This is a genomic window from Treponema denticola (genome assembly GCF_024181605.1).
GTDB classification, from domain to species: Bacteria; Spirochaetota; Spirochaetia; order Treponematales; family Treponemataceae; genus Treponema_B; species Treponema_B denticola_B.
The window spans coordinates 1045697-1069895 of record NZ_CP054477.1 but is presented as its reverse complement, the minus strand read 5'-3'; the positions used below and the strand labels follow the sequence as shown (position 1 = coordinate 1069895).

Sequence of the window (24199 nt, the reverse complement as noted above, 5' to 3'; positions counted from 1 at the left end):
ATAATAGAACAATGATATCGATTAGATGGAGCCGAAAAGCGTCAAAACAACTTAACAAAATACAAAAAGCTGATAAAAAGCAAATTCTTGAAGCTGTTGATACTTTATCCGGATTTCCGTATGTTTTAAATGTAAAAGCATTAAGTAATCATAAATACGATTATCGATTGCGTGTCGGTAGATATAGGATTCTATTTAATCACATTGAAAAAATACATATATTATCAATCGAGGAGGTAAAAAAAAGAGATGACAACACTTATTGATGTTCAATTTATAGCAGGAAAGGACGGGAAACCGGAATATGCGGTTATTCCTTTTAAAGTTTTTCAAACATTATGTAATCATAAGGTAAGAGAATTTAACGAAAAAGAAACAATTCCGCATGAAGTAATAAAAAAAATACATTTGGAAGATATGAGTTCCATTCAGGCATGGCGTGAATACTTAAACCTTACACAGACTGAAATTGCCGAAAAAATGGGGATAAGCCAAGCAGCCTATAGTCAGATGGAAACATCCAAAAAGAATCGAAAAGCAACACTGGAAAAAATAGCCCAAGCTATGAATATTGACTATTTGCAATTACGAATATAATTTTTATACATTATATAAATTTAACACAATTAAATTCGTATTTTATGCCAAAATTTACAGCATGGTTGACGGTACAGCCCTTATTTTGTATAATTATGTTCTATGAAAATATTACATTTAGGCGAGGAAACTTTGAGGGAAGTGTCCAAACCTGTTGAAAAAATAGATGAAAATATCAAAAGCCTAATTGACGAAATGTTTGTTACCGTAAAAAAAGAAAACGGTATAGGCTTGGCCGCTCCGCAAGTAGGAGAAAACATAAGGCTTTTTATCGTATTTATAAACGAACAAAAGTATGTTTTTATAAATCCTGAAATTATCGAAACTTCTCAGGAAATGTGTTTAATGGAAGAGGGCTGTTTGAGCATACCTAAGGTCTATGACGATGTTATGAGGCCTTCAGCCGTAAAGGTTCAGTTTTTAAACATTGACGGCAAAATAAAAACCATAGAGGCCTCAGGGCTTCTTGCCAGAGTCATTCAGCATGAAAATGACCACTTAAACGGTGTGCTTTTTATAGACCGTTTAAGTGAAGAAAAAAAGGCCGAGGCTATCGAAAAGTTTGAACATAAAAAGGCTCTTTTTTCAAAAAAAAGGATCCGCCTCAGATGAGAATCTTTTTTGCGGGAACTCCTTCCTGTGCCGTACCGGCCTTAAAACTAATAGCTCGCGAATTTGACCTTTGCGGAGTCTTGACTAATCCTCCGGCTCCTGCAGGGCGGAACAAAAAGATGCAGGATTCCGATGCAGCTCTTGCAGTAAAGGAGCTTATAAAAGAAGGATTTCTGCCTGAAGATTTTCCTCTTTTGACGCCTCAAAAACTTGATGATAATTTTAGAAAAGAACTCGAGGCTTTAAAACCGGATCTTTTGGTTTGTTTTGCCTACGGTAAAATTTTCGGGCCTAAGACGATGGCTCTTTTCCCACTGGGCGGAATAAATATTCATCCCTCTCTTTTACCAAGGTGGAGGGGCTGTGCTCCGGTTCCTGCGGCCATATTGGCAGGGGATAAACTTACCGGAATTACGATTCAGACCATTGCTCAAAAAACGGATTGCGGAAGTATTTTAGGACAGCTTGAAATTCCATTAAATAATTCCGAAACTACTGAAAGCCTTTTAACCGATTGTGCCGATAAGTGCTGCCCGCTTTTGCGTGAAGTCCTTTCTGATTTTGAAAATAAATTAAAGCAGGCAAGACCTCAGGAAGAGGCAGAAGCTCTTTATTGTTCAATGCTTAAAAAAGAAGACGGGCTTATAGATTGGTCTAAGCCGGCTGAAGAAATTGAAAGAAAAATAAGGGCATTTACCCCCTGGCCGGGCTGCTTTACCTTTAAAAAGGGCGAAAAAATAAGCATAATTGAAGCTAATTTATATGAAGATGCTTCAAATGAAATGACAAAAAATAAAAAATTTGGTACAATACTGGGTACCGATAAAAAATACGGTATTTTAATTCAAACAGGGAATGGAATACTCGCTGTTTCGGTATTACAAAAGCAGGCAAAAAAAAAGCTTGAATGGAAGGATTTTTTAAACGGCTCTCCTGATTTTTTGGAAGGCAGTTTTGAAACATAAATTTTAAAATATGGATGGTGTAATCAATGGGTTTTGGTGATATTGCAGACAGCATAGAGGGTAACGGAAAAGTAATAGTTGTTACCTCTTTGGTAATGCTTGTATTTTTTGTTCTTATTTCTACAATCGTGTTTTTTATGTCGGTAAAAACGGCTGATCAGGTTTTGGTTCCCAATATCGAAGGCGAAAAATTTGAAGATGCGGTTCTTAAACTACAGGTTAAAGAACTTTATCCCCGTCTTCAGTTAAGATTTTCGGATAATATTGAAGATGAAGGGAAGGTTTTAGAGCAAAGTCCTCCTGCAGGAACTATAGTTAAAGCCGGAAAAAGAATAAATGTAACCGTGAGCAGCGGTGCCGTTCTTGACAGGGTAGAAAATTATGTGGGAAAAACCTTATCGGAGGTTCAACAGCATTTTGCTTCTCTTTTTACTTCAGGGCGTAAACAGCTGATTTCCATAAAAGAACCGATTATGTACAAATCAAGTTCAATTCCTGCCGGTACTATTTTGGAGCAAAATCCTTCTCCTGATACTAAGATTTCGGAAGAAATTTTAATAGAATTCATCGTGAGCAAAGGACCTGAAAACGAAAAAGTTTCCGTTCCAAACATGGAAGGATTTAAACTTGAAGATATTTATTCTGCAATAGCTCAAAGCAAAATTTCGTTTGTAATAAAAGCCGAAGTTAATTCTTCCATTGATGCTCCATTAGTTGTCAGTCAAAGCCAGCCGGCAGATTCCTCAGTAGATGCTTACTCTCAAATAGAATTAGGCCTGCAAATTCCCGACTCCACCGAAAAAATGATTTACGGTATTTATTCACCTGCTTTACCTAAATATCCTTATCCGGTAAAAGTTGTAGTCGATGCCGTATATCCGGACGGAAAAAGAACGGAGCTTGTAAGTTTTAACCATCAAGGAGGAAAATGCAGTATTCCTTATGGTCTTCCCCAAGGTACGGTTCTTGTTCTCACCGTATTAAACAAACAGGTTCAAATGTTTGAAGTAAAACAATAGTTTTGTAACTAAGATAGAATTCATATTGTTTAGACCTATGTATTCTATAAAACAAATTAAGGAGACATAGAATGAATAGAAAAGTTTTGACTATTTTAACTGCATTTATATTTTTGCTTGTTTTGGATTCTTGTAAAACAGTGCCCAAAAATGATCCTAATTTTTTAGGAGATTTTTCTCCTGTAGAATTGGGAACCGTTATAGGTGGAGTTGTTAAAAGAACTAACAAGGAAATAAAACCTACCGAATTTAAATTTACTTTTTTTCCTCGTACAAATATTGTATCGATTCAACATAGATTTATGGTTGATAAAGTAGAAATATTTTTGGATCGGGAAAATAGGGAGATGTTGTTGAATGCAATGCAGTCTTATATTGATTCCTATAATAATAAGACATTATCTCCTTCTGATGCAAATAAAAATGCATTTTTCGGCAAAACAAAAGTTCTTATGTCTTGGGGGCTTTTTGGATCCGGTGCACATGAAGCTAAACCGTCATTGAGGGCTGAATATCAATTATTATCGGAAAATCGGCCTTATTTTATTTTGGCTAATGCGACTACAACGGCAATAGGAGCAAAGGATAATTCAAACTGTCCTGCTTTACGGTTGGCATTTTCTCCTGCGCAATGTGAAGACTTTATGGAGTTGTTAAAACAAGATAATCTACTTAAAATTGTAGAAGATATGCAAAAAGACTTTGAGCGTTTTGAGCCTTCAAATAAAGCTGAAAACGGTAATAAAGAAAATGCGGAAAAAGATAAGGTAAATTATGACGGTTTTTAATAACCGAAAATAAATTTTATAATATAATTATTGTAAAGATTTTCAGCTTTTATAGATCTTCTATATTTCCGTCTTGGTGTACGATAAATACTCGCGGAGTGTTTTTAGTAAAAAAACCGTTTTCTACTACACCTGTAATCTTGTTTAAACTTTCCTCCAAGATTTTGGGATCTACATCAGCTGCTTCAGGCCATCTTACATCAATTATAAAGTTGCCGTTGTCGGTAACAACAGGCCCCATTTTTTTTACACCTTCACGCAGAGCTACTTTGATACCTTGAGCTTCAAGAATCCGTGTAATACTTAAACGTGCTTCAGGTATAATTTCAATAGGAAGGGCAAATCCTTTTCCCATAGATTTAACTTTTTTTCTTTCATCGGCAATGACGACAAATTCTTTTGAATTGTATGCTATTATTTTTTCTCTGAGGAGGGCGGCTCCGCCTCCCTTGATTAGGTTTTTATCGGGGTCGATTTCGTCTGCTCCGTCTATAGCAAGGTCTAAGCTTCCGCCGATTTGCTGAGAGCTTAGAGAATAAATAGGGATACCTAGCTTTTCACATTCGATTGAGGTTTGAAAACTTGTAGGTACGGCGTATATTTTTTTTAACTTACCTGACGACAATAATTGTGCAAGACGGTGTACAGCCGGCATAGCTGTAGAGCCGGTGCCGAGCCCTATTTTCATTCCGTCAAAAATTTTTCCTTCGGAAAAAAGAGAGTCGATTGCATGATAGGCAATCTTTTTTTTAAGTTCTGACGTGTCCATTATAAATCTCCCATAAAAACTTTTTGTAAGGATTATTAAATCCTGAAAAAAGTTTTTTCACGCAGTTTGTTTACAAACTGCATACAATAATGCGATGTTTTGTACTCAATGTACAAAACTCGTCAGATAAACAGTGAGGCTGAATTTCTGCCGAACTGTTTATCATACATCCTTTCCTGCAAAAGCTTTAAACTGATGATAGGCTTGATATTCGAGCATTTTATAGCCGTTACAAACCTGACATCCTGCTGTCCTTGCCCGCTTTAACATCTTAGTGGTTTCAGGCCTGTAGATTAACTCAAATACTTTCTCTTTTCCGGTAAAGGTATAAAAGTTAAGAGGGTCCATATCTATGTCGGGCTCCATACCTGCATTTGTTGTTTGAATTATCAGCTCCGAAAAAGCATGAAGCTGTTTTATATTTATAGGATCCAACAGAGCCCATTTAAATTTATATTTTTCGGCTATGTTTTTAGCTTTTTCGGCAGTGCGGTTAAATATACAGGCTTTTCCATGGAGAGAGCTTATTACTTCTGCAACAGCTCTGGCGGCTCCTCCGGCGCCTATAATTGCAACCTTATATTTGCGTAAGTCTTTTTCGTTTAAGAATTCTATTAAGGCCTGTTGAAAGCCGTCAACATCGGTATTATAGCCGAACCATTTTTTGTTTTCGTTTATCAAGGTATTTACGGCGCCGATAAATTTAGAGGCTTCGGATATGGAATTTATTTGAGGTATAATTTCACTTTTAAAAGGAGCCGTAACCGAAAGGCCTTTTATATTAAGAAGATTGGCAAAGTCCAAGGCTTCCTTTGATGATACCGCCGATATGGGGATATAAACGGAATTAAGGTCTTTTATTTTAAACCCTTCATTGTGAATTTTTGGACTTAAACTTGTGTTTACATCCTTGCCTATGACTCCATAAAGACTTGTATCATTATCGATTTTTGAAAATCTGTATAAGTCTTCTAAAGTTTCGGGATCTATAAGTTCTTGTTCAAGTTTATTTTTCTTTATGTATTCGGGAGTAAAGGTATAGACAATTTGGGAATTTAATTGCTTTGATAGAATACGGGAACTTAAACCGTATGGTCCCATAACCGATAAGATGTACTCTTGATTTTGTATCAGTTTTGATGCTTTAAAAAGCTCGGAAACATCGTTTAAACAATTTGCAGTAAAAGCCAACTTGGGAATGTCGGTTTCAAAACGGCTTAGGCCTTCAATAGTTTTTACTATATTTTTTACCGGAACCTTAATGTGGAGGCTTCTTATTATTTTAATATCAAAGGCCATTGCCGCTTCTTCGATTCCCGATGAATCAAAGTCGCTTTCCAAATCTATATAAGCAAAATTTTTTATCGGGTCGGAGTTTGCAAAGGCAAGGCCGCGTGCAAAGATTGTCATTCTTGCACCTTCTCCTCCCGTAAAGTTTCCGCCGTCAGACTTTCTCCTGACGGTTAAAATACAAGGGATTCCGGCCCGTTCGGGGAAATTTCTTAAATAGAGTATTTCGCTTTGATTGAGATAATCTACGCGAAGCTCTGCAATATCAATAAACTTCTTATACTTTTCCAGTGCGGAAAGATTTTTTTCTATTGTTTTTTCCGTTAAAACAAGACAGACCTTTGTAGACATAATCAGCTTTTTTTTCGGTCTTGGGTTACATAACTTCCTTCAAAGCCCTTAATTTCTTTTATTTTTTTAAGCCAATATTCTGCCTCGGTTTTGTTTTTAAACGGGCCGACTCTGACTCGGTGGGTAAGCCCCGTTGCCGTTTCTTTGGTAAAGATTTCCGCCTTCATGTGTTTTGAGGTGAGGGTATCTCTTGCCGCCTCTGCATTTAAGCGGCTTGTCAAAGAAGCTGTTTGAACCCAGTACAGTGTGGAAACCGTTTTTTGAGCAGGGCTTTTTTTGACAGCAGGTTTTTCCGTTTTTTGAGGAGTCTTCTTTTCTGTTTTAGGTTTTTGAACCGTATTTGAGCTTACTCCTTTTACCGAAGCAACGCCTGTATTTTGATTGGCTTCCTTTGCAGGAGCAGTTTGAGTTTGTTTTTCGGTATCGGAAGTTTTTTTCTCAATTTCTTGATTTGTGTTTAAATTTGCAGCAAGATCTTCAGGTAGACTTGCAGTTTTTTCGTCTTTTTGAGTATTCGTTAAATCGCTTACATTAATAGAGGTTTCTGTTGTGCCGGTTTGGCCTTCACCGTTTACAACGGTTATATTGTTAGCAATATTTACGAGGGTAGGGGACTCGGATTCAAGCGGAGGAATTGAGTCGGGATTTCGAGTCCATTGAAGAGGATCTACGCTAGTATCCGTTTTGTCTGCTTCTATTCTGCCTAAATCGGATATTTGTGCCGCAGTCATGGTGCTTTTATTACGGAATGGGGCATACAGGTATAAGCCGACACCGAAGATAATCAGAGCAAACAACGAAATAAAAAGTACTATCCATAAAATTTTTTTCTGTTCCATAAATCAACCTCAAAAACCTCTTTTTTGAACTTCCTGCAATAGTTTTCTTTTTAAACTTGCAGAAGACCAAAAGTTCTTTACTACTATTGTATCGGCATTTAAAAAAAAGTATTGAGAAAAGAATTTCTTTTGTTTTGAAAATCTTAACCATATATTTTTTAAGGGCAGCCTGTCCCTTTTTTTTGCCCTTATGAGCCTTAAAATAAAAGGTGCATCTATGTACAATATAAAGAGGCATTTTTTTATAAAGCTCGTCTTGTGAAGGGTAGGGGCGTTTAAAAGAATGGGGCGCTCAGGTTTTTCTGTAAATGCCATTTTAATTTCCTCCCATATTTTTTCTTCGATTATGGGGAGAATAAAGGCTTCATGTTTTTTTAAAAGTTCTTCATCCGAAAAGACCAAGAGGGCAAAGGCTTTTTTGTCGATGCCCTTTTTATTTTTTAAATTTATGCCTCGTTTTTCGGCCTCGGCTTGAAAGAGATTTAAAATTTCTTTTTCATGCTCTATAAAAACTTTTCTTGAAACTACATCGGCATCAATACAATAAAAACCGTAGTCTTGTAAAATAGTACTTGCCGTGTTTTTACCCGAACAAGAAGGCCCTGAAAGCCCTATTAAAATCGGTTCTGAGGGTGAACCAAGGCTTTGCCGGCTCTGCCTGCTGTTTAAAACACTATCCATTAGTGGAACTCTCCCCAGCTCATTCCCGATTCTATACTTACCCTTAAGGGTACCGAAAGTTTGATTACGCCTTCCATTTTTTCTTTTACGAAGGACATGACTTTTTCTCTTTCAGATTCGGCGGCCTCTATTATAAGCTCATCATGGACCTGTAAAAGTATGGAGGCATCAAGTTTTTGTTTTTTTAAGGCCTTATCGACTTCGAGCATTGCAAGTTTTACTATATCGGCGGCCGTGCCCTGAATCGGGGTGTTTACCGCAATGCGTTCGGCTCCGGCCTTTTCTACCTTGTTTTTGCTGTTTATAGCCGGAAGATAACGCCTTCTTCCCATTATAGTTTCTACATAGCCTCTTTGTTCGGCTTCTTGACAAATATTTGCCATAAAGCCGGATACGCCGGAATAGGTGGCAAAATAAGCCTTTATAAACTCATCAGCTCTTTTGCGGGGAATTCTTAAAGAAGAAGCGAGGCGGAATGCACTCATTCCGTACATTACGCCGAAGTTTATGGTCTTTGCTATGCGTCTCATATCATGACTTACATCTTTTATGTCTACGGCAAAGATTAGGCTTGCAGTCTTGGCGTGAACATCTATTCCCTTATTAAAGGCTTCTACTAGGTTTTGATCCTTTGAAAGATGAGCAAGGATTACAAGCTCAATCTGCGAATAATCTGCAGAAATAAGAACCCGCCCCTTTTCCGCTTGAAATGCTTCCCTTATCTTCCGCCCCTCGTTTCCGCGTATGGGGATATTTTGTAAATTGGGGTCTCGGCTTGAAAGGCGGCCTGTGGCTGTTCCCGTTTGAATAAAACTTGTATGGATTCTTCCGTTTTTGTCCGTCATCTTGGGAAGGGTATCGGTGTATGTGGATTTTAACTTTGCAAGAGCCCTGTAATCCAAGATTTTTGCAGGTACGGGATCCTCCGAAGCAAGGTTTTCAAGGACCGAAGTATCCGTAGAATAGCCTGTCTTAGTTTTTTTGCCTGGGGTTAGTTTTCTTTCTTCAAATAAGACTTCTTGAAGCTGTTTAGGGGAGGCTATATTAAACTCATGGCCTACGAGTCTGTAAATATCCTTTTCGCAATCTTCAAGTTCTTTTCCCAATTCTTTTGAGTAGGCAGTAAGTTCTTCGCCCTTTAAAAAGATGCCCTTTATTTCCATCTCGGTTAAAAGTTTTGTGATAGGCATTTCAAGGTCAAAAAAAAGTTTTTCCAAATTATTCTTTTTTAAGAGGGGTAAGAATTTTTTATAAAAGCGGAATGTTATGTCGGCATCTTCTGCAGCATAGGGACAGGCTTCTTTTAATGGAATATCCGAAAAGTTTTGTCCCTGCTTTACAAGGTCTTTAAACCTTATGGTTTTTACGCCTAAAATACTTTCTGCAAGTTTATCCATTCCGTAAGAAGAGCGGGCAGGGTCTAAAAGCCATGCAGCTATCATCGTGTCAAAAAGATTTGCCGAAATGCCGCTTGCAAGTTTTGATGAAAGGGCTGCCTGAATATCGAATTTGCCGTTATGCATTATGAGGGTCATCTTCGAGTCAAAGAGCTTTGTTACGGCCCTTTGGGCATCCTTAAAGGCTATGAGTTTTGGAGCTTCCTCTCCCAGTTCGGGGCTCGGTGCCTTTAAGGGGAAATAATAGGCTTCTCCTTCTTTTAGGGCAAGGGAGAATCCGCAGACTTCCGCATTTAGGGGATCTTCACTTGTGGTTTCACAGTCATAGGCTGCAAGCCCCTGTTTTAAGGCCTCATCTAGTATTTTAAAAAGTTCTTCCGCTTCGTCTACAAGTTTGTAATCACCTTTGTTTTGAGGAAGGGAGATTTCTTCTCCTGTTCCTAATTCTTGCGGGAGCATTTCGGGAGAAGTTTGTTCCGAATTTTCAAAAAGACCGGCCTCTTGTTTTAAGTTTTCTTTTGAAGAAGTTTCATTTTTTTCATGTTTGGACAGGGCTTTTTCGGCAATTATTTTTTCGGAATATAGCTTTGCAATATTGGGAAGCTCTTCGCTTATAAAAAGACGGGCGGCCGCCTCATAATCCATTTGGGAAGTAGAGTAGGCGTTTAAGTCTTTTTCGACCGGAACATCGAAGCGGAGCCTTATAAGCTCTTTAGAAAAATAAGCCGATTCCTTTCCTTCTTCTATTTTTGTTTTTAAAGCCCCTTTTAAGTTTCCTGTATTTGCGTAGATACCGTCGAGGCTTTTGTACTCTTCAAGGAGCTTTACGGCCGTTTTCGGTCCGACCCCCTTTATGCCGGGAACATTGTCGGCACTGTCGCCTATGAGGGAAAGAAGGTCTAACATTCCGGCAGGATAAACGCCCCATTCTTCTTTTACGTTTTCGGCATCGAAGCCTTCCCAAGCCTTAATCTTCCCCGGTTTAAGCATTGTCGTGGTTTTTGAAACAAGCTGCATTAAATCCTTGTCGCCCGAAATAACCACACATTCCCTGCCTTCCTTTTCTGCAAGGGCGGCTATGGAAGCTATTACGTCATCGGCCTCAAAGCCGTTACAGCGGACTGCAGGCAGTTTAAATGTTTTTAAAATTTCTTCTATTTTGTCGATTTGAGCATGGAGGTCATCGGGCGTTTTATCCCGTGTGGCCTTGTATTCTTTGTACATTTCGTGTCTAAAAGTGGGTGTAAGGGAATCGAGGGCAGTAACAAAGAGCTTAGGATTATATTCGGTAAATATGGAATGAAGGCTTTTAAAAAAGCCGAAGATAGCCGAAACATTTTCGCCCTTAGAGTTTGTAAGAGGTCTTGAAATAAAGGCAAAATAAGAGCGGTAAATAAGCCCGTAGGCATCCAAAACATAGATTGTATCTTTCATAAAATGACCTCCGTTCGGGAAAGGATTATACTATGTAAGAGGCTTTAAATGCAAGCATTAAATGCGGCTATATTGATTTTTTTATATTTTTATGCTATTATGAGATCGGTGTATTTAAAATTATAGATAAAAAATATCAATTTTAGAGGTTTTTATGAAAAGGATATTATTCCCTATATTGTTTTTTGTTTTGATTTTTACTTCATGTTCGTTGTTTTTTCAAGAAGAATATGGAACCATTACAATCGATTTGGAAGGCGGTAGAGCCCGCTCAATAAATTCTTCGACAGGACTTCCAGATCTTGCAGATTCGGAACTTGAAATAGATATTGTAACGGATGGGAACAGCTCCATTTATAAAAAAATTCTTGCCTCCGAACCTAAATTTTTTCAAGCCGATTTTCCTGTAGGATCAAGGTTAGAAATAACCGTAAAACTAAACGGCCCATCTTCTTCTTGGTCGGCTCACAATAGCCACACCGTAAAAGAAGGTAATAACGATATACAGCTTCTTTTAAACAAAAACGCCTCTTCATTGGCAAACATGGGCTTTTCGACAAAGGCTGCAAATACATATGAATTTAATATAGCCGGAAAAACAATTGATATTAGCTCAAATACACTGCCTGTTTTTACCAGAGACAGCCGAGGCCGCCTCTACATTGCCTATAAAAACGGCACTTGGGCACTGAACCGCTATGAAAGCGACGGAACACCGAATAATTTTGACTCCGGTTCCCCAATATTAACTACGATTACCTATGCTTCAAGTGTAAACCTGGCTTAAGATCCCATAACCGGAAAGGTGTATGTTGCTGCAGATTCAAATCTTTATCGAATAAAAGACGACGGTTCTGTAATTGCCGGAACTCCTACGATCCCAGTCTGCCCCATTGCAGTTTATAATAATAACCTATTTGCATTAGACAGTACTGATTTAAAAATGTTCACTATTACGGAAGGAGGCAGTCTTACATTCAATCAGGCCGGCAGCACCACCGTATCAAGAGGACAAATAATCATATCAGGAACACCAATTAATGTAGATTTTAAGGATATCCTTGTAAAAAAAGATAAAATATATATCCTATTTGCAAAAAACAATATACCGCCGATAGGGGTATCTTCTCCTTATTACTCATTAGGCGGTATGCTTGAATATACATACAATTCTTCCGGAATAAGCGGGCTTCAAAAATACGGGTTTAATGATACGGTAACGGCTGGGAACGACATAGTTACTGCCGGTGAAGCTAACTTTTACGGCCCTGCTTGTTTTATCGGCTATGATGAGCAAAGCATCTCGATTGCCGATGACGGCTGTACGTTTCAAAAGGTAGACGGCAGTGTAAGAATCGACAAAAACGTAAACCGAGTATTCTCGTTTAATACCTCAACCAAGAGCCTTTATTCTTACGCAACCGAAAATAAATGGTTTAAGGAATACCCCGGTACGGGCAAGGTCTTATTGTGGCAGAAGAATACTGATTCCGGCGCTGAAGGTTTTAAATTTTATCTTGTTGATGAAAATAATATTAGCGCTTCATTACCAAGTACTGCTTTTCTTCAAGATAACGGCCCCGATTACCCGACAGATGTTTTTTGCTATGACCAAGAAGGGAACCTCTATGTAGTTTGGTTTGATACTCCAAGTTATTATGTAAGAAGGTATGAAAAAGCTAACAATTACAGTACGGATAACACAAAAGACAATCAACAAAAGATGGTGAATAATTCCGGAAGTACACCACTTTCTGCCTCTGAAAAACCGACAGCTATTGCTGTTGATGTTTCAGATACCCAAAAGGGATATGTGTATTATAGTTATAATCACAATAATAAAGACGTTTATATCATATGTAATAGTTGGCAATATACTAATTTTAAAGATGGTGCTTATTTGAAAAACATAAAATCTGCACAAACTATTGCTATTAATGCAACAGCAAGTACTATTACAAGTATTTCTGCTGATTCAAAAAATATTTATGCCGCTCAAAAAACAGAATATAATACAAATAAATATACAATAAACGTTTTTAAATATAAAAATATTATTGAGTCTTCTGAAGGTTTTTGGCCTTATGCAAATAATCAACAGCACGAACATGGTAATGACTATACAGATCAAGAAATTAACGATTTGAGAATACAAGATGATGTTTTATACATACTTATAACAAAGCATAAGGGGCAAATGAGAGACCCGGCTACTAATGAAGTACAAAGTAAAGGGATATTCTATAAAACAACAAAACCTCTTTCTACTGTTATAAATAGTCAAACCTTTACAGAAATAACTCCATCTCAGAGTGCTGACGGCTACGCCCCATACAGGTTCATAGGTACGGTTCCCAATAAACTAATAATCGCCTCCGACGGCTATTATGGGGATACGAGCAACGCCGATGATAAAGCTCAAAATAAAAATAAGGTTTTGAGTTTTGACATCACGACTTCAACTAATTGGACCGTTACACCTAAAGATACCAATGCAACATTTTCACGGGAGTTGACCCATGATACCACAAATGGCTTTAAGTGGGAGTAAATAAAATTAAACCGCAAAGGTAAATTCAGCTAAGACTGCATAAAAAATTGCGGTCTTAGCGTTCTCCGCTGTTAAACTCGACTCTTGACCTTTAAAATAAGGAAATTATAGTGTTTCGTTTTTTTCTTAGAAAAGCCCTCTAATTCTTGACTATGTGTACAATAGCATATATACTATAAATTATAAGGGAGTTTAGAAGTGATTTTTGAATGGGATGAGATCAAAAATGAAACTAACATAAAAAAGCATGACGGTATTTCATTCAAAATAGCTGCTCGTGTATTTCTTGACAGTAAGCGTATAGAAAAATATGATGAGCAGCATTCAACCCTTGAAGAACAGCGTTGGAATGCAATTGGTCTTGTTGAAGATGTGCTTAATGAATACTATAGTAACTATGACATTAGATGATTTAAAGAAAACTCCGCTCACCGAAGAAGAAAAACAAACTATCCGAAAGGCAAAGTCTATACCTACTGATGACTGCCCCAAACAATCTAAAGAGGAGCTTGCTAAATTCAGACCATGGTATGAAGTGCATCAAAAAAGTGAAACCAGTATTAAAATAGATGCTGATGTATTGGAATGGTTTAAAGCTCAAGGTAAAGGCTATAAAACAAAAATCAATGCTGTTTTACGCTCTTACGCGTTCGGCTGATTTTTTATATTAAAACCGTCTTCCTTCCCCAAGATTGACTTATTCTTTTTATATTGATATAATCTTGTCATATCAAATTTTTAAGGGGTATCTATGCAAATAAAACGAGAAGCGGTTTGCGGAACACTCCAATCAAATGATTGCCTTGTCCGTATTGTTCCTTCCGAAAAACTTGAACTTGACTTAAAAAGCTCTGTTTTAAACGAATTCGGTGCACAAATTAAAAAAACGGTGCAGGAAGTATTGGATGAGTTTGAAGTAAAAAATGCCAAGCTCTTTATCGAAGACAAGGGTGCCTTAGATTGTACAATCAAGGCCCGTGTAGAAACAGCATTGAGGCGCGCAAATGAAGAATAGAAGAAGTATGCTTTTTATGCCCGGTAATAATCCGGGAATGTTGGTATCGGCCGATATTTTGGGAGCGGATTCCATCATTTACGATTTGGAAGATGCCGTCTCCCTTGATGAAAAAGACTCGGCCCGTACTCTGGTGCGGAATGCTCTTTCCTTTTTAAAGTTTACCCATTCCGAAATCACTGTAAGAATAAACCCCATCGACTCCCCTTATTGGGAAAAGGACTTGGAGGCAATTATTCCCGTTCTTCCCGACGGAATCGTAATTCCTAAGGCTTCGGTCGATGCCGTCCACTCGGTCGAGCAAAAAATAAACGAGATAAAAAAGGCTCACAATATCACTAAGAATTTCAGCTTTCTTATGCTGGTAGAATCGGCCCGCGGAATTATGGATGTAAATTCGATAGCCAAGGCCTCATCGCTGATTCAAGGCCTTCTTTTAGGCGGCGAAGATTATTCGGTCGATATGGGAATTCAGCGTACCCGTCTTTCAAAAGAACTGGAATACGCTCGCTTTAGTTTGACGACAGCCGCCCATGCATACGGTTTGGATTCCCTTGATACACCCTTTACGGATGTAGAAGACTTTGATGGCCTAAGGCTCGATACGGCCTTTAGTAAGAGCATAGGATTTTCGGGCCGCTTGGTTATCAATCCCCGTCAGGTCGAAGAGATTCATAAAATATTTTCTCCTTCAAGTGCCGAAATTGAAAGAGCCGAGGCTATTTTACAGGCTGCGGAAGAAGCAAAACAAAAGGGCTTAGGCGTATTCAGCTTTAAGGGAAAGATGGTCGACTTACCGGTTATCAAGAGGGCTCAAGCTCTTTATGATTCTGCCAAAAACTGGGGCTTGATAAAATAGGGAGGTAGGATATGAATAACATACTTGGAAGAGAAGGCTTGGACAATCCTTTTAAGGGAGCCTTTGTAAATAAAAAAAATGCAAAATATGAGCTTACAAAAGATGTAAAACCCGCCTTCGGGAAAACCTTATCCCAAGCCCTTGATGAGCTTAAACTCCATGACGGAATGGTTATAAGTTTTCATCATCACCTTAGAAACGGCGACTATGTTCTTGATATGGTAATGAGGGAAATTAAAAAAAGAGGAATCAAAGATTTGACCGTAATGGCTTCTTCGATTTTCCCCTGCCATGAAATTTTGGTTGAACTTATGGAAGACGGAACGGTTACCCAACTTATGACCTCCTATATGTCAGGGCCTGTTGCAAAGGCTGTAAGTTACGGTAAGTGTAAAAAGCCCGTAATTATGACTACCCACGGCGGACGACCCAGAATGATTTTAGAAAAAGAGGTTACGATAGACGCTGCCTTTTTAGCTTCGCCCTGTGTAGACGATCAAGGAAATATTTCAGGCTCCGAAGGAAGGTCATTTTGCGGTTCCCTAGGTTATGCCGTAGCCGATGCTCAAATGGCAAAAAAAACTATAGCCGTTACCGATACAAGAGTTTCAAAGGTTAAAAGAGCAGACATTGAAGGCCGTTTTGTAGACATGGTAGTAGAGGTAGATAAAATAGGAGACCCGGCAGGTATTGTAAGCGGAACAACTCAGATTACAAAAGATCCGATCGGCTTAAAAATAGCCCGCGACTGCCGCACTCTTATTGAGCACTCAGGTCTTTTTAAGAACGGCTTTAGTATGCAGACCGGAGCAGGCGGTATTTCTCTTGCTGTTGCGGATGAAATGCACAGAGCCATGAAAGAAAAAAACATAAAGGGAAGTTTCGGCTGCGGCGGAATTACAGGCTATTTTGTAAAGATGCTTGAAGAAGGCCTTTTTGAAGATCTTTACGATGTTCAGTGTTTTGACCTTTCGGCCGTAGATTCTACCGAAAAAAATGCAAATCATCACAAGATTTCAGCCGACCTTTATGCAAACCCTAACAATCCCGACCATGTTGCAGGAAAGCTTGACGTCGTTATCCTTGGTGCAAGCGAAATAGATTTGGACTATAACGTAAACGTAACCACCGGTTCCGATGGGATTATATTGGGAGGTTCGGGAGGTCATGCCGATACGGCAGCCGGAGCAAAACTTTCGATAATCGTTTCAAAGCTCTTCAATGCCCGCATTTCTTGTCTCGTCGATAAGGTCCGCACCGTAACAACTCCGGGAGAAACAATCGATGTCTTTGTTACTGACAGAGGTATTGCAATTAATCCTCGCCATGCAGATTTAATCAAAAAGCTGAAGGCGGAAACAAATCTTGAAATTAAAACTATCGAAGAATTAAAAGAAATTGCAGAATCCTTTACGGGAAAACCTCAAGTTAAGCCCCGTTCCGGCGAAGTGGTGGGAATAAGCACCTACCGTGACGGCACCGTTTTGGATGTCATAAATAAGGTTTAAGCAAAATTCTTCCTATTGACTTTTTTGTTGATTTTTGATAAAGTTTTTTTATCAAAAATCAACTTGCCAACTTAGCTCACCCGGCAGAGCAGCACCCTCGTAACGTGCAGGTACTCGGTTCAAGTCCGAGAGTTGGCTTTTTTTATTTCTAAATAGTTTTTTCTTTTCATTAACAATCAGCTAAATCATCGAAAATTTTAAATAAACCGCAAGGGGCGCGGAAAGCGCAAAGAGGAGGAGGAAGTTTTTAAAAGATTTGATGCATTGTGATTGCAAAAAATATTAAGACTTGACAAAAGTAAACATTAATGCTAACATTTATATGTGAAAAGAGAAATAAAATTTTATAAAACAAAGGATGGAAAATGTCCTGTAAAAGAATTTATAGATACTCAGACTGGAAAGATTGCTCAAAAAATAACATGGGTTTTAAGATTAATTGAAACACAAGAAAAGGTGCCTAGAACTTATTTTAAGAATTTGAGTGGTACAAAAATATATGAATGCAGAATAGAATTTGGGGGGAATATATATAGAATTTTAGGTCAGTTTTATCAAGGTTATTTTCTTTTATTGACAAATGGATTTCAGAAGAAGACACAAAAAACACCTAAAAATGAAATAGAATTGTGTAATAAAAGAATGGCAGATCAGATTGAAAGAGGGGTAAAGTATGAGTGATTTAGAAGAATATATTGCAGAAAGGAAAAAAAGAGATGTCGAATTTGCTGAAGATTTTGAAATAGGATATGAGCGGTTTAAAATAGGTGCTATTATCAAAGAGATGAGACTTGAACAGGGAATGACACAGGAACAGTTGGCAGAAAAATTGGAAACAAAAAAAAGTGTTATTTCTAGGATGGAGAATCATGCTGAAGATGTTCGACTCTCAACATTAGAGAAAATAGCAAATGTGTTTGGAAGACAGCTGAAAATTTCAATGTTATAGAGATACAATTTTCTCCCCTTGCTTTTATTAAGATCATCGTGTATACTTTACAAGATAAACATTATAATGCTTAAAATTTTAAGCTGTTTTTTAGGAGATTAGTATGTATGATTTAATCGTTTTGGGCGGAGGCCCGGGCGGCTATGTTGCGGCCATAAAAGCTGGAAGGGCAGGGCTAAAAACCGCTCTTATCGAAAAAAACAGGCTTGGAGGAACTTGTTTGAACAAGGGCTGTATTCCGACAAAATACCTTCTTCACACAGCCGAGGTTTTCGGAAGCTTTGCCGAAAACGATCTCGGTCTTTCAGGTGAAAACTTAAAATACAACATTAATGCCATCTACGAGAAAAAAAATGCTGTTGTGGATAAACTTGTAGGCGGTATCGAAAAACTCATTGAAAACGCCGGAGTTGATTTTTATAACGGGGAAGGCAAAATCACTTCAAAATCTTCCGTAAGTGTAAATGGAAAAGAACTTGAATTTAAAAACCTCATCATCGCAACCGGTTCTTCTGTTTTTGCTCCTCCGATAGCCGGAATCGAAACTGCTATGACCTCTGACGATATTTTAGGAAAAGAGCCTGTTGATTTTAAGAGCGTTATCATCATAGGCGGCGGTGTTATAGGTATTGAGTTTGCCACGGTGTATGCAAATTTAGGTAAGGAAGTAACCATCGTTGAACTCGAAAAAACAATTCTTCCTCCCTTTGACAGGGACATTGCAATGCAGCAGGCCCTCGTTCTAAAAAAGAGGGGAGTAAAGATAATAAACGGTGCCATGGTAACCAAAATCGAAAAAACCGGCTGTACCTTTACTCTTAAAGAAAAAGAAGAAAGCATTACAGCCGATGCCGTAATCGTCTGTATCGGCCGAATTGCCGAAATAAAGGATATCGGTCTTGATTCTGCCGGAATCGAATACGATAAACGGGGCATAATTACCGATGCCTGCATGAAGACTAATGTCGAAGGTATTTACGCCATTGGGGATGCAGTAAAGGGAAATGTAATGCTTGCCCACAATGCCGAAAACCAAGGTCATCTGGTCGTTGACAACATTGTAAACAATACTAAACACGAAAAACAAGATGTTATTCCTTCTTGTGTATATTCCACACCGGAGATTGCAGGAGTCGGCCTTTCCGAAAAAGAAGCTGAAGCCAAGGGAATTACCGTAAAAATTGGAAAAGTCCCAATGGGTTCAAACGGAAAATCGGTGCTTTCAGGCTTGGATGTAGGCTTTATTAAGGTTCTGTTTAATGAAGAAGACAGGATTGTAGGCTGTCAGATGATGTGCGATTCGGCTACCGATATGATAGGTGCCATAGGAACTCTTGTAACAAACAAAGCTAAGAGGGAAAACATCTTAAAATCCATGTATCCTCATCCCACAGTAGTAGAAGCCTTTTATGAGGCTGTAGAAGATGTCGAAAAGTCGGCTACCCACATGATCTACAAAAAATAATATTGGAACGGCAAGGCTTATTTTAGCTTTGCCGTTTTTGATTTTATAATTAAAGCAATATTTTTTTATCTATTTGCTATTGCTTTTCTTTTATATCTGGTGTACAATATGGTTAACTGGGAGGCATGTTTTGAAAGAACAAAAAAGCAGTTTTAAAATGTTTTTTACAATAGGATTGTTGCTCTTAATTTTTATCGGAGTCTTTGTTGTTATAAAAACTGCGGGTGCATCCGTAGAAGATGGATTATTAAAAGTTAAAGGAATTTATGGTGTCAGCATACCGATTTCCGAAATAAGAGAGGTCAAAAAACTTGAAACCCTGCCTTCTTTAGGAGTAAGGCGGGTAAACGGCATAGGTCTTGGACCAATTAAAATAGGCTATTTTAGATATAACGAATTAGGCTCTGTAAAATTATGTATATTAAAAAATGAAGCTCCCTATATATTGGTTACAACCGATGAACAAAAAATTCTTATAGGCTTAGGCAAGGAAAAAAATGAAGAGCTTTATAATAAGCTGCAAGATAATTTATAATTAATAATTTGTAATCAAAAAAATTACACATTATCCATTACAAATTAAAATAAATTTAGGAGGATGAGATGAAAAGAACACCCTATTATGAAACCTTGCTCGCTAAAGGCGGCAAGTTTGTTGAGTTCGGCGGATATGAAATGCCCATTCAGTTTGCCGGTATCTTAAAGGAGCATCTTGCAGTACGCAATAATGTAGGACTTTTCGATGTTTCGCACATGGGAGAGTTTTATATTGAAGGCGACAATGCCGAAGCCGCCGTAAATGCTCTTATTACAAACGACATTCGCGGAATGGCTGACGGAGATGTACGCTACACCCTTATGTGTAATGAAAAGGGCGGAATCGTAGATGACTTCCTTGTTTACCGCTATAATCAAAAGAAATTCCTTTTGGTTGTAAATGCCGGAAACCACGACAAGGACTATGACTGGGTAAAAAAACATTTGGATAAGAGCGTTACCTTCACAGACCGCTCGCCTGAAATTGCCCAGCTTGCAATTCAAGGCCCCAATGCTCCCGCCTTGGTAAAAAAGTTTATTGATGCTTCTGCAATGCCCTCCGCTTACTACACCTTTAAGACCTTCCAGTGCCCAAAGGGAGAGGTAATCGTTTCTCAAACAGGTTATACCGGTGAAGACGGTTACGAAATCTACTGCCCTAAAGAATGGGCTCTAGATCTTTTCAATCAAGTTATGAAAGCAGGAGAAGAATTCGGAATAGAGCTTTGCGGTTTAGGCTGCCGAGACACCTTGCGTCTTGAAGCCGGAATGCCCTTGTACGGCCATGAAATGACCGAAGAAACCTTGGCAACCGAAGTAACATTAAAGCCCTTTATCAAACTTGAAAAAGAAGACTTTATCGGTAAAAAAGCTCTCGAAACCAACGAAGCCAAAAAAATCCGAAAAGGCTTTAAGATGATTGACAGAGGCATCGCCCGAGATCATGACAAAGTTTTCTTAGGCGACAAGGAAATCGGTTATGTTACAACCGGAACTTCTTCACCCTCATTAAAGGTCGGTATCGGACATATGAGAATCGATAGAGGCATTAAAGATGAAGAAGTCTTTATCGAAGTACGCGGTAAAAAGCTCAAGGCTAAAATCGTGCCCACAAGTTTCTTAAAAGAAATTAAGGGCTAATTAAAAAGGTTTTATAAGTTTTTGGTAAAAACTTAAAAATAAAATATAGGAGTTAGATATGGAAATTAAAGAAGATGTAAAATACTTGGAATCACACGAATGGTTCAAAAAAGAAGGAAACATCGGTATTATCGGAATCAGCGATTATGCTCAAGGTGAAATGGGAGATGTCGTATTCATCGAGCTTCCTGAAGTAGGCGATGAAGTTACAGCCGATAAGGCTTGTGCTACAGTAGAATCTGTAAAGGCCGTTTTCGAAATCATCAGCCCCATGACAGGAAAGGTTGTTGAAATAAACGAAGACCTCTTAGATGCTCCCGAAAAAATCAATGAAGATGCCTTCGGTTCCTGGTTCTTTAAGGTAGAACTTAAGGGAGAATCTTCAAAATTAATGGATGCAGGTAAATACAAAGGTCTCTGCAAATAATTAAAAATAAGCTTATTGGAGGTGTGATAAACAGTTCGGCACAGTTGGTGCCTCACTGTTTATCTGCCGAGTTTGCCTTTCGGCAAACGTCGCTTTATTGTATGCAGTTTTGCTTTTGCAAAACTGCTTGAAAAAATATTTTTCGGAAACTGATGTTTCCTGCAAAATATTTTTATTGGAGGTAGTATGTCAAATTATATTCCTCATTCCGCTGAGGAAACAAAAGAGATGCTTGATCTCATCGGTGTAAAATCGATTGATGATTTATACGGCTTTGATAACAAGGGCTGTAAAAAAGTCGATATAGGCGAGGGGAAAACTCAAGCACAAGTTGAAAAGTTTTTTCAAAATTTAAGCAGTGAAAACACTGTCTTTAAATCGATATTAAGAGGTGCCGGTGCTTATAACCACTATGCACCTGCTGCTGTAAGGCACATGGCTTCCAGAGAGGAGTTCTTAACTGCCTACACACCCTATCAGCCCGAAATGAATCAGGGCGAACTCCAAGCAGGTTTTGAATATCAGTCAATGATTTGCGAGCTTACGGGAATGGATGTTTCCAATGCCAGCGTTTATGACGGAGGCACGGCAGTCGCAGATGCCATAGTTATGTCCTTAGGACGAAAACAAAACAAGGTTTTGATTTCGGAATGTGTTGAGCCCAGCTCAATCGAAATTGCTAAAACCTATTTAAAGCACAGCGGTGTAGAATTCGTAATGATTCCCCGTGACGGCTATAAAACTGATGTTTCAAAGATTAAGGGCCTTTTAGATGAAAGCGTCGGAGCCGTTGTTATGCAGCAGCCGAACCGTTTCGGTACAATCGAAGACTGCGAAGCTGTCGGTAAAATGGTAGAAGGTACCAAAACTCAGTTTGTAATGAGCTGCAATCCTATTTCTTTGGCAATCTTAAAAACACCGAAAGAATGCGGTGCTTCGATAGCCTTAGGCGAAGGCCAGGCATTAGGACTTCCTCTAGGTGCAGGCGGCCCCTATCTCGGCTTCCTTTCTACAATTGAAGCCAATATGCGAAAAATCCCGGGACGAATCATCGGTCAATCAACAGACCATGACGGCAGAAGAGCCTTTGTTCTAACTCTTCAAGCCCGTGAACAGCATATCAGGCGCGAAAAAGCCAGCTCCAGTATCTGTTCTAACCAGGCTCTTTGTGCATTAAGAGCTTCTATGTTTATGACAGCCTACGGAAAGGAAGGTTTAAAAACCGTTGCAAATGTTTCCGTAAGCAATGCACATTATCTTGCAGATGAGCTTAAAAAGATCGGCTTAACCGTAAAAAATAACGGAGAATTCTTCCATGAATTCGTAACTGACGGAAAAGGAAAGGCCGATGCAATTCTTTCAAATCTTGAAAAAAACGGCATTTTGGGCGGTTTAAAGATTTGTGATGATGCTATTCTTTGGTGTGCAACCGATGTTCTTTGCAAATGCGACCTTGATAAGGCCGTAAAAATCATTAAGGAGGTATTGTAATGAGCGAATTGATTTTTGAAAAATCCGTAAAGGGTCACAAATTTGCAGAAGCAAAATTGACAGTACCCGAATATAAACTTGATTCAAAATATTTAAGAGCAAGCGATGCAAAACTTCCTGAAGTTTCGGAACTTGAATTTGTACGCCACTATATGGAATTGAGCAAGCGTACTCATGGTGTAGATAACGGTTTTTATCCTTTAGGTTCTTGTACGATGAAGTACAATCCCAAACTCAACGAAGAAGTTGCGGCTCTTCCGAACTTTACCAATATTCACCCATTGCAGCCTGAACATACAATGAAAGGTTGTATCGAGGCTATGGGCGATTTAGGTAAAAAACTCGGTGAAATTACCGGAATGGATGCTTTCTCCCTCCAGCCATCAGCAGGTGCTCACGGAGAATTCACAGCCCTTTTGGTAATCAGAGCCTATCACGAAAAACGCGGCGACCATGCCCGAAACAAGATTTTGGTTCCCGATTCGGCACACGGTACAAACCCTGCCAGTGCCGCAATGGTCGGATGCGAAATCGTAAACATTCCTTCCGATAAAGACGGAAATGTAGATATTGAGGAATTAAAAAAGACTGTAGGAAACGATACTGCTGCCCTCATGCTTACAAACCCGAACACCCTCGGCCTCTTTGAAACCCATATCAAAGAAATTGCCGAAATCGTTCACAAAGCAGGCGGCTTATTGTACTATGACGGTGCTAACCTTAATGCCATTATGGGAAGACTCAGACCCGGAGATATGGGCTATGATATAGTTCACCTTAACTTGCACAAGACCTTCTCGACTCCTCACGGAGGCGGCGGTCCCGGAAGCGGCCCAATCGGTTGTAAAAAATTCCTTGAAGAATTCTTACCTGTTCCCGTAGTTACAGGCTCGGACGGAAGCTATAAGCTGGATTATAACCGCCCGGATTCAATCGGAAGGGTTAGAAACTTCTACGGAAACTTCCTTGTCTTCTTGCGTGCCTATGCCTATATTCTTACACTCGGAAGCGAGGGCATAAGGGAAAGCTCAGGCTATGCTGTCTTAAATGCAAACTATCTAAAGAAAAAGCTTGAAAAAGAATATGATGTTGCCTTTGACAGAATCTGTATGCACGAATTTGTTCTTACCCTTGATAAGATCAAGGAAGAAACAGGCGTAAGTGCTCTTGACATAGCTAAGGGCTTAATCGACGACGGTATCCACCCGCCGACGATGTACTTCCCGCTCATCGTACACGAAGCCTTGATGTTTGAGCCTACGGAAACGGAAAGCAAGTCCACCTTGGACTTTACTGCCGAAGTTATGATCAAACTCAAAAAAGAAGCTTATTCAAATCCCGAAAAGCTTCACGGCTATCCCTACACACGCCCAATCGGACGAGTAGATGAAACAAAAGCTGCCCGTGAACCTGTTTTAAGGTACAAGGCTTGCTGCTGTTGTAAATAAACAGCTTTAAATTTGAACAGCTTTAACGCCCCCTCTAAGAACTGATGTTTTTAGAGGGGGATTTTTT

The 24199-nt window shown here is 38.9% G+C and carries 24 protein-coding genes, 1 tRNA gene and 1 pseudogene; 21 read left to right on the top strand and 5 right to left on the bottom strand.

The genetic code is table 11. The features are described 5' to 3' along the window. Positions 1–11 precede the first annotated feature (11 nt). From E4N80_RS04830 to E4N80_RS04805, 6 genes are all read left to right on the top strand, one after another. Complete coding sequence (locus E4N80_RS04830; protein ID WP_002669263.1) at positions 12–266, top strand: type II toxin-antitoxin system RelE family toxin; 255 nt, start codon at positions 12–14, stop codon at positions 264–266. Further along, positions 250–597, top strand: coding sequence for a helix-turn-helix domain-containing protein (locus tag E4N80_RS04825; RefSeq protein ID WP_002669261.1), 348 nt, complete (start codon positions 250–252; stop codon positions 595–597). The genes E4N80_RS04830 and E4N80_RS04825 overlap by 17 nt, the downstream gene beginning before the upstream one ends. 102 nt (positions 598–699) lie before the next feature. After that, positions 700–1209, top strand: a complete 510-nt coding sequence (gene def / locus E4N80_RS04820) for a peptide deformylase (RefSeq protein WP_253700727.1) — start codon at positions 700–702, stop codon at positions 1207–1209. After that, a complete protein-coding gene (gene fmt, locus E4N80_RS04815) occupies positions 1206–2174 on the top strand; it encodes a methionyl-tRNA formyltransferase (protein ID WP_253700726.1) in 969 nt (322 codons plus the stop codon). The genes def and fmt overlap by 4 nt, the downstream gene beginning before the upstream one ends. 26 nt (positions 2175–2200) lie before the next feature. Then, positions 2201–3193, top strand: a complete 993-nt coding sequence (locus E4N80_RS04810; protein ID WP_253700725.1) for a PASTA domain-containing protein — start codon at positions 2201–2203, stop codon at positions 3191–3193. Positions 3194–3264: 71 nt separating this feature from the next. Beyond that, positions 3265–3981 (top strand): hypothetical protein, encoded by a 717-nt coding sequence (locus E4N80_RS04805; protein ID WP_253700724.1) that lies wholly within the window; start codon positions 3265–3267, stop codon positions 3979–3981. A 49-nt stretch (positions 3982–4030) separates the two neighbouring features. Here the strand turns inward: E4N80_RS04805 and rpiA are convergent, their stop codons facing one another. From rpiA to polA, 5 genes are all read right to left on the bottom strand, one after another. Continuing rightward, positions 4031–4750 carry a ribose-5-phosphate isomerase RpiA gene (gene rpiA, locus E4N80_RS04800; RefSeq protein ID WP_253700723.1) on the bottom strand — a complete coding sequence of 240 codons (720 nt, stop codon included), beginning with the start codon at positions 4748–4750 and terminating at the stop codon, positions 4031–4033. 162 nt (positions 4751–4912) lie between these two features. Next, on the bottom strand, positions 4913–6391 hold the full coding sequence (locus tag E4N80_RS04795; RefSeq protein ID WP_253700722.1) for a type I 3-dehydroquinate dehydratase: 1479 nt from the start codon (positions 6389–6391) through the stop codon (positions 4913–4915). 2 nt (positions 6392–6393) lie between these two features. Next, positions 6394–7230: an SPOR domain-containing protein gene (locus E4N80_RS04790; protein WP_253700721.1), complete on the bottom strand. Its 837-nt coding sequence runs from the start codon at positions 7228–7230 to the stop codon at positions 6394–6396. Between the two features lie 9 nt (positions 7231–7239). Further along, positions 7240–7911 (bottom strand): dephospho-CoA kinase, encoded by a 672-nt coding sequence (gene coaE, locus E4N80_RS04785; RefSeq protein ID WP_253700720.1) that lies wholly within the window; start codon positions 7909–7911, stop codon positions 7240–7242. Then, complete coding sequence (polA, locus tag E4N80_RS04780) at positions 7911–10742, bottom strand: DNA polymerase I (protein WP_253700719.1); 2832 nt, start codon at positions 10740–10742, stop codon at positions 7911–7913. Before polA ends, coaE begins: the two co-directional genes overlap by 1 nt. 154 nt (positions 10743–10896) lie before the next feature. On the opposite strand from polA, the pseudogene E4N80_RS04775 reads away from it, so the two are divergent. The 15 genes and pseudogenes from E4N80_RS04775 to gcvPB all read left to right on the top strand — a co-directional run bounded on the left by E4N80_RS04775 (position 10897) and on the right by gcvPB (position 24132). Beyond that, positions 10897–13293 (top strand): annotated as a pseudogene (locus tag E4N80_RS04775) (hypothetical protein). A gap of 198 nt (positions 13294–13491) precedes the next feature. After that, complete coding sequence (locus E4N80_RS04770) at positions 13492–13704, top strand: BrnT family toxin (RefSeq protein WP_010697402.1); 213 nt, start codon at positions 13492–13494, stop codon at positions 13702–13704. Then, positions 13673–13951: a BrnA antitoxin family protein gene (locus tag E4N80_RS04765; RefSeq protein WP_002679318.1), complete on the top strand. Its 279-nt coding sequence runs from the start codon at positions 13673–13675 to the stop codon at positions 13949–13951. The genes E4N80_RS04770 and E4N80_RS04765 overlap by 32 nt, the downstream gene beginning before the upstream one ends. 93 nt (positions 13952–14044) lie before the next feature. Continuing rightward, positions 14045–14308: a citrate lyase acyl carrier protein gene (gene citD / locus E4N80_RS04760; RefSeq protein WP_253694748.1), complete on the top strand. Its 264-nt coding sequence runs from the start codon at positions 14045–14047 to the stop codon at positions 14306–14308. After that, positions 14298–15167 (top strand): HpcH/HpaI aldolase/citrate lyase family protein, encoded by an 870-nt coding sequence (locus E4N80_RS04755; RefSeq protein WP_002683023.1) that lies wholly within the window; start codon positions 14298–14300, stop codon positions 15165–15167. Before citD ends, E4N80_RS04755 begins: the two co-directional genes overlap by 11 nt. Positions 15168–15178: 11 nt before the next feature. Then, positions 15179–16675, top strand: a complete 1497-nt coding sequence (gene citF / locus E4N80_RS04750) for a citrate lyase subunit alpha (RefSeq protein WP_253700718.1) — start codon at positions 15179–15181, stop codon at positions 16673–16675. Positions 16676–16740: 65 nt separating this feature from the next. After that, a tRNA-Thr gene (locus tag E4N80_RS04745) sits at positions 16741–16813 on the top strand. Between the two features lie 186 nt (positions 16814–16999). Continuing rightward, the gene (locus tag E4N80_RS04740) at positions 17000–17356 is read left to right on the top strand and encodes a type II toxin-antitoxin system RelE/ParE family toxin (RefSeq protein ID WP_253700717.1); all 357 of its coding nucleotides are present in this window, start codon (positions 17000–17002) and stop codon (positions 17354–17356) included. Beyond that, a complete protein-coding gene (locus E4N80_RS04735) occupies positions 17349–17624 on the top strand; it encodes a helix-turn-helix domain-containing protein (RefSeq protein ID WP_253684379.1) in 276 nt (91 codons plus the stop codon). Before E4N80_RS04740 ends, E4N80_RS04735 begins: the two co-directional genes overlap by 8 nt. A gap of 103 nt (positions 17625–17727) precedes the next feature. Then, entirely contained in the window at positions 17728–19089 is a 1362-nt protein-coding gene (gene lpdA / locus E4N80_RS04730; RefSeq protein WP_253700716.1) for a dihydrolipoyl dehydrogenase, read from the top strand. A gap of 130 nt (positions 19090–19219) precedes the next feature. Further along, the gene (locus tag E4N80_RS04725) at positions 19220–19624 is read left to right on the top strand and encodes a PH domain-containing protein (protein WP_253700715.1); all 405 of its coding nucleotides are present in this window, start codon (positions 19220–19222) and stop codon (positions 19622–19624) included. A gap of 68 nt (positions 19625–19692) precedes the next feature. Beyond that, positions 19693–20766 carry a glycine cleavage system aminomethyltransferase GcvT gene (gene gcvT / locus E4N80_RS04720; protein ID WP_253700714.1) on the top strand — a complete coding sequence of 358 codons (1074 nt, stop codon included), beginning with the start codon at positions 19693–19695 and terminating at the stop codon, positions 20764–20766. 58 nt (positions 20767–20824) lie between these two features. Then, the gene (gene gcvH, locus E4N80_RS04715) at positions 20825–21193 is read left to right on the top strand and encodes a glycine cleavage system protein GcvH (RefSeq protein ID WP_253700713.1); all 369 of its coding nucleotides are present in this window, start codon (positions 20825–20827) and stop codon (positions 21191–21193) included. A gap of 186 nt (positions 21194–21379) precedes the next feature. Then, on the top strand, positions 21380–22684 hold the full coding sequence (gene gcvPA / locus E4N80_RS04710) for an aminomethyl-transferring glycine dehydrogenase subunit GcvPA (RefSeq protein WP_253700712.1): 1305 nt from the start codon (positions 21380–21382) through the stop codon (positions 22682–22684). After that, positions 22684–24132 (top strand): aminomethyl-transferring glycine dehydrogenase subunit GcvPB, encoded by a 1449-nt coding sequence (gene gcvPB / locus E4N80_RS04705; protein WP_253700711.1) that lies wholly within the window; start codon positions 22684–22686, stop codon positions 24130–24132. The genes gcvPA and gcvPB overlap by 1 nt, the downstream gene beginning before the upstream one ends. Positions 24133–24199 lie beyond the last annotated feature (67 nt).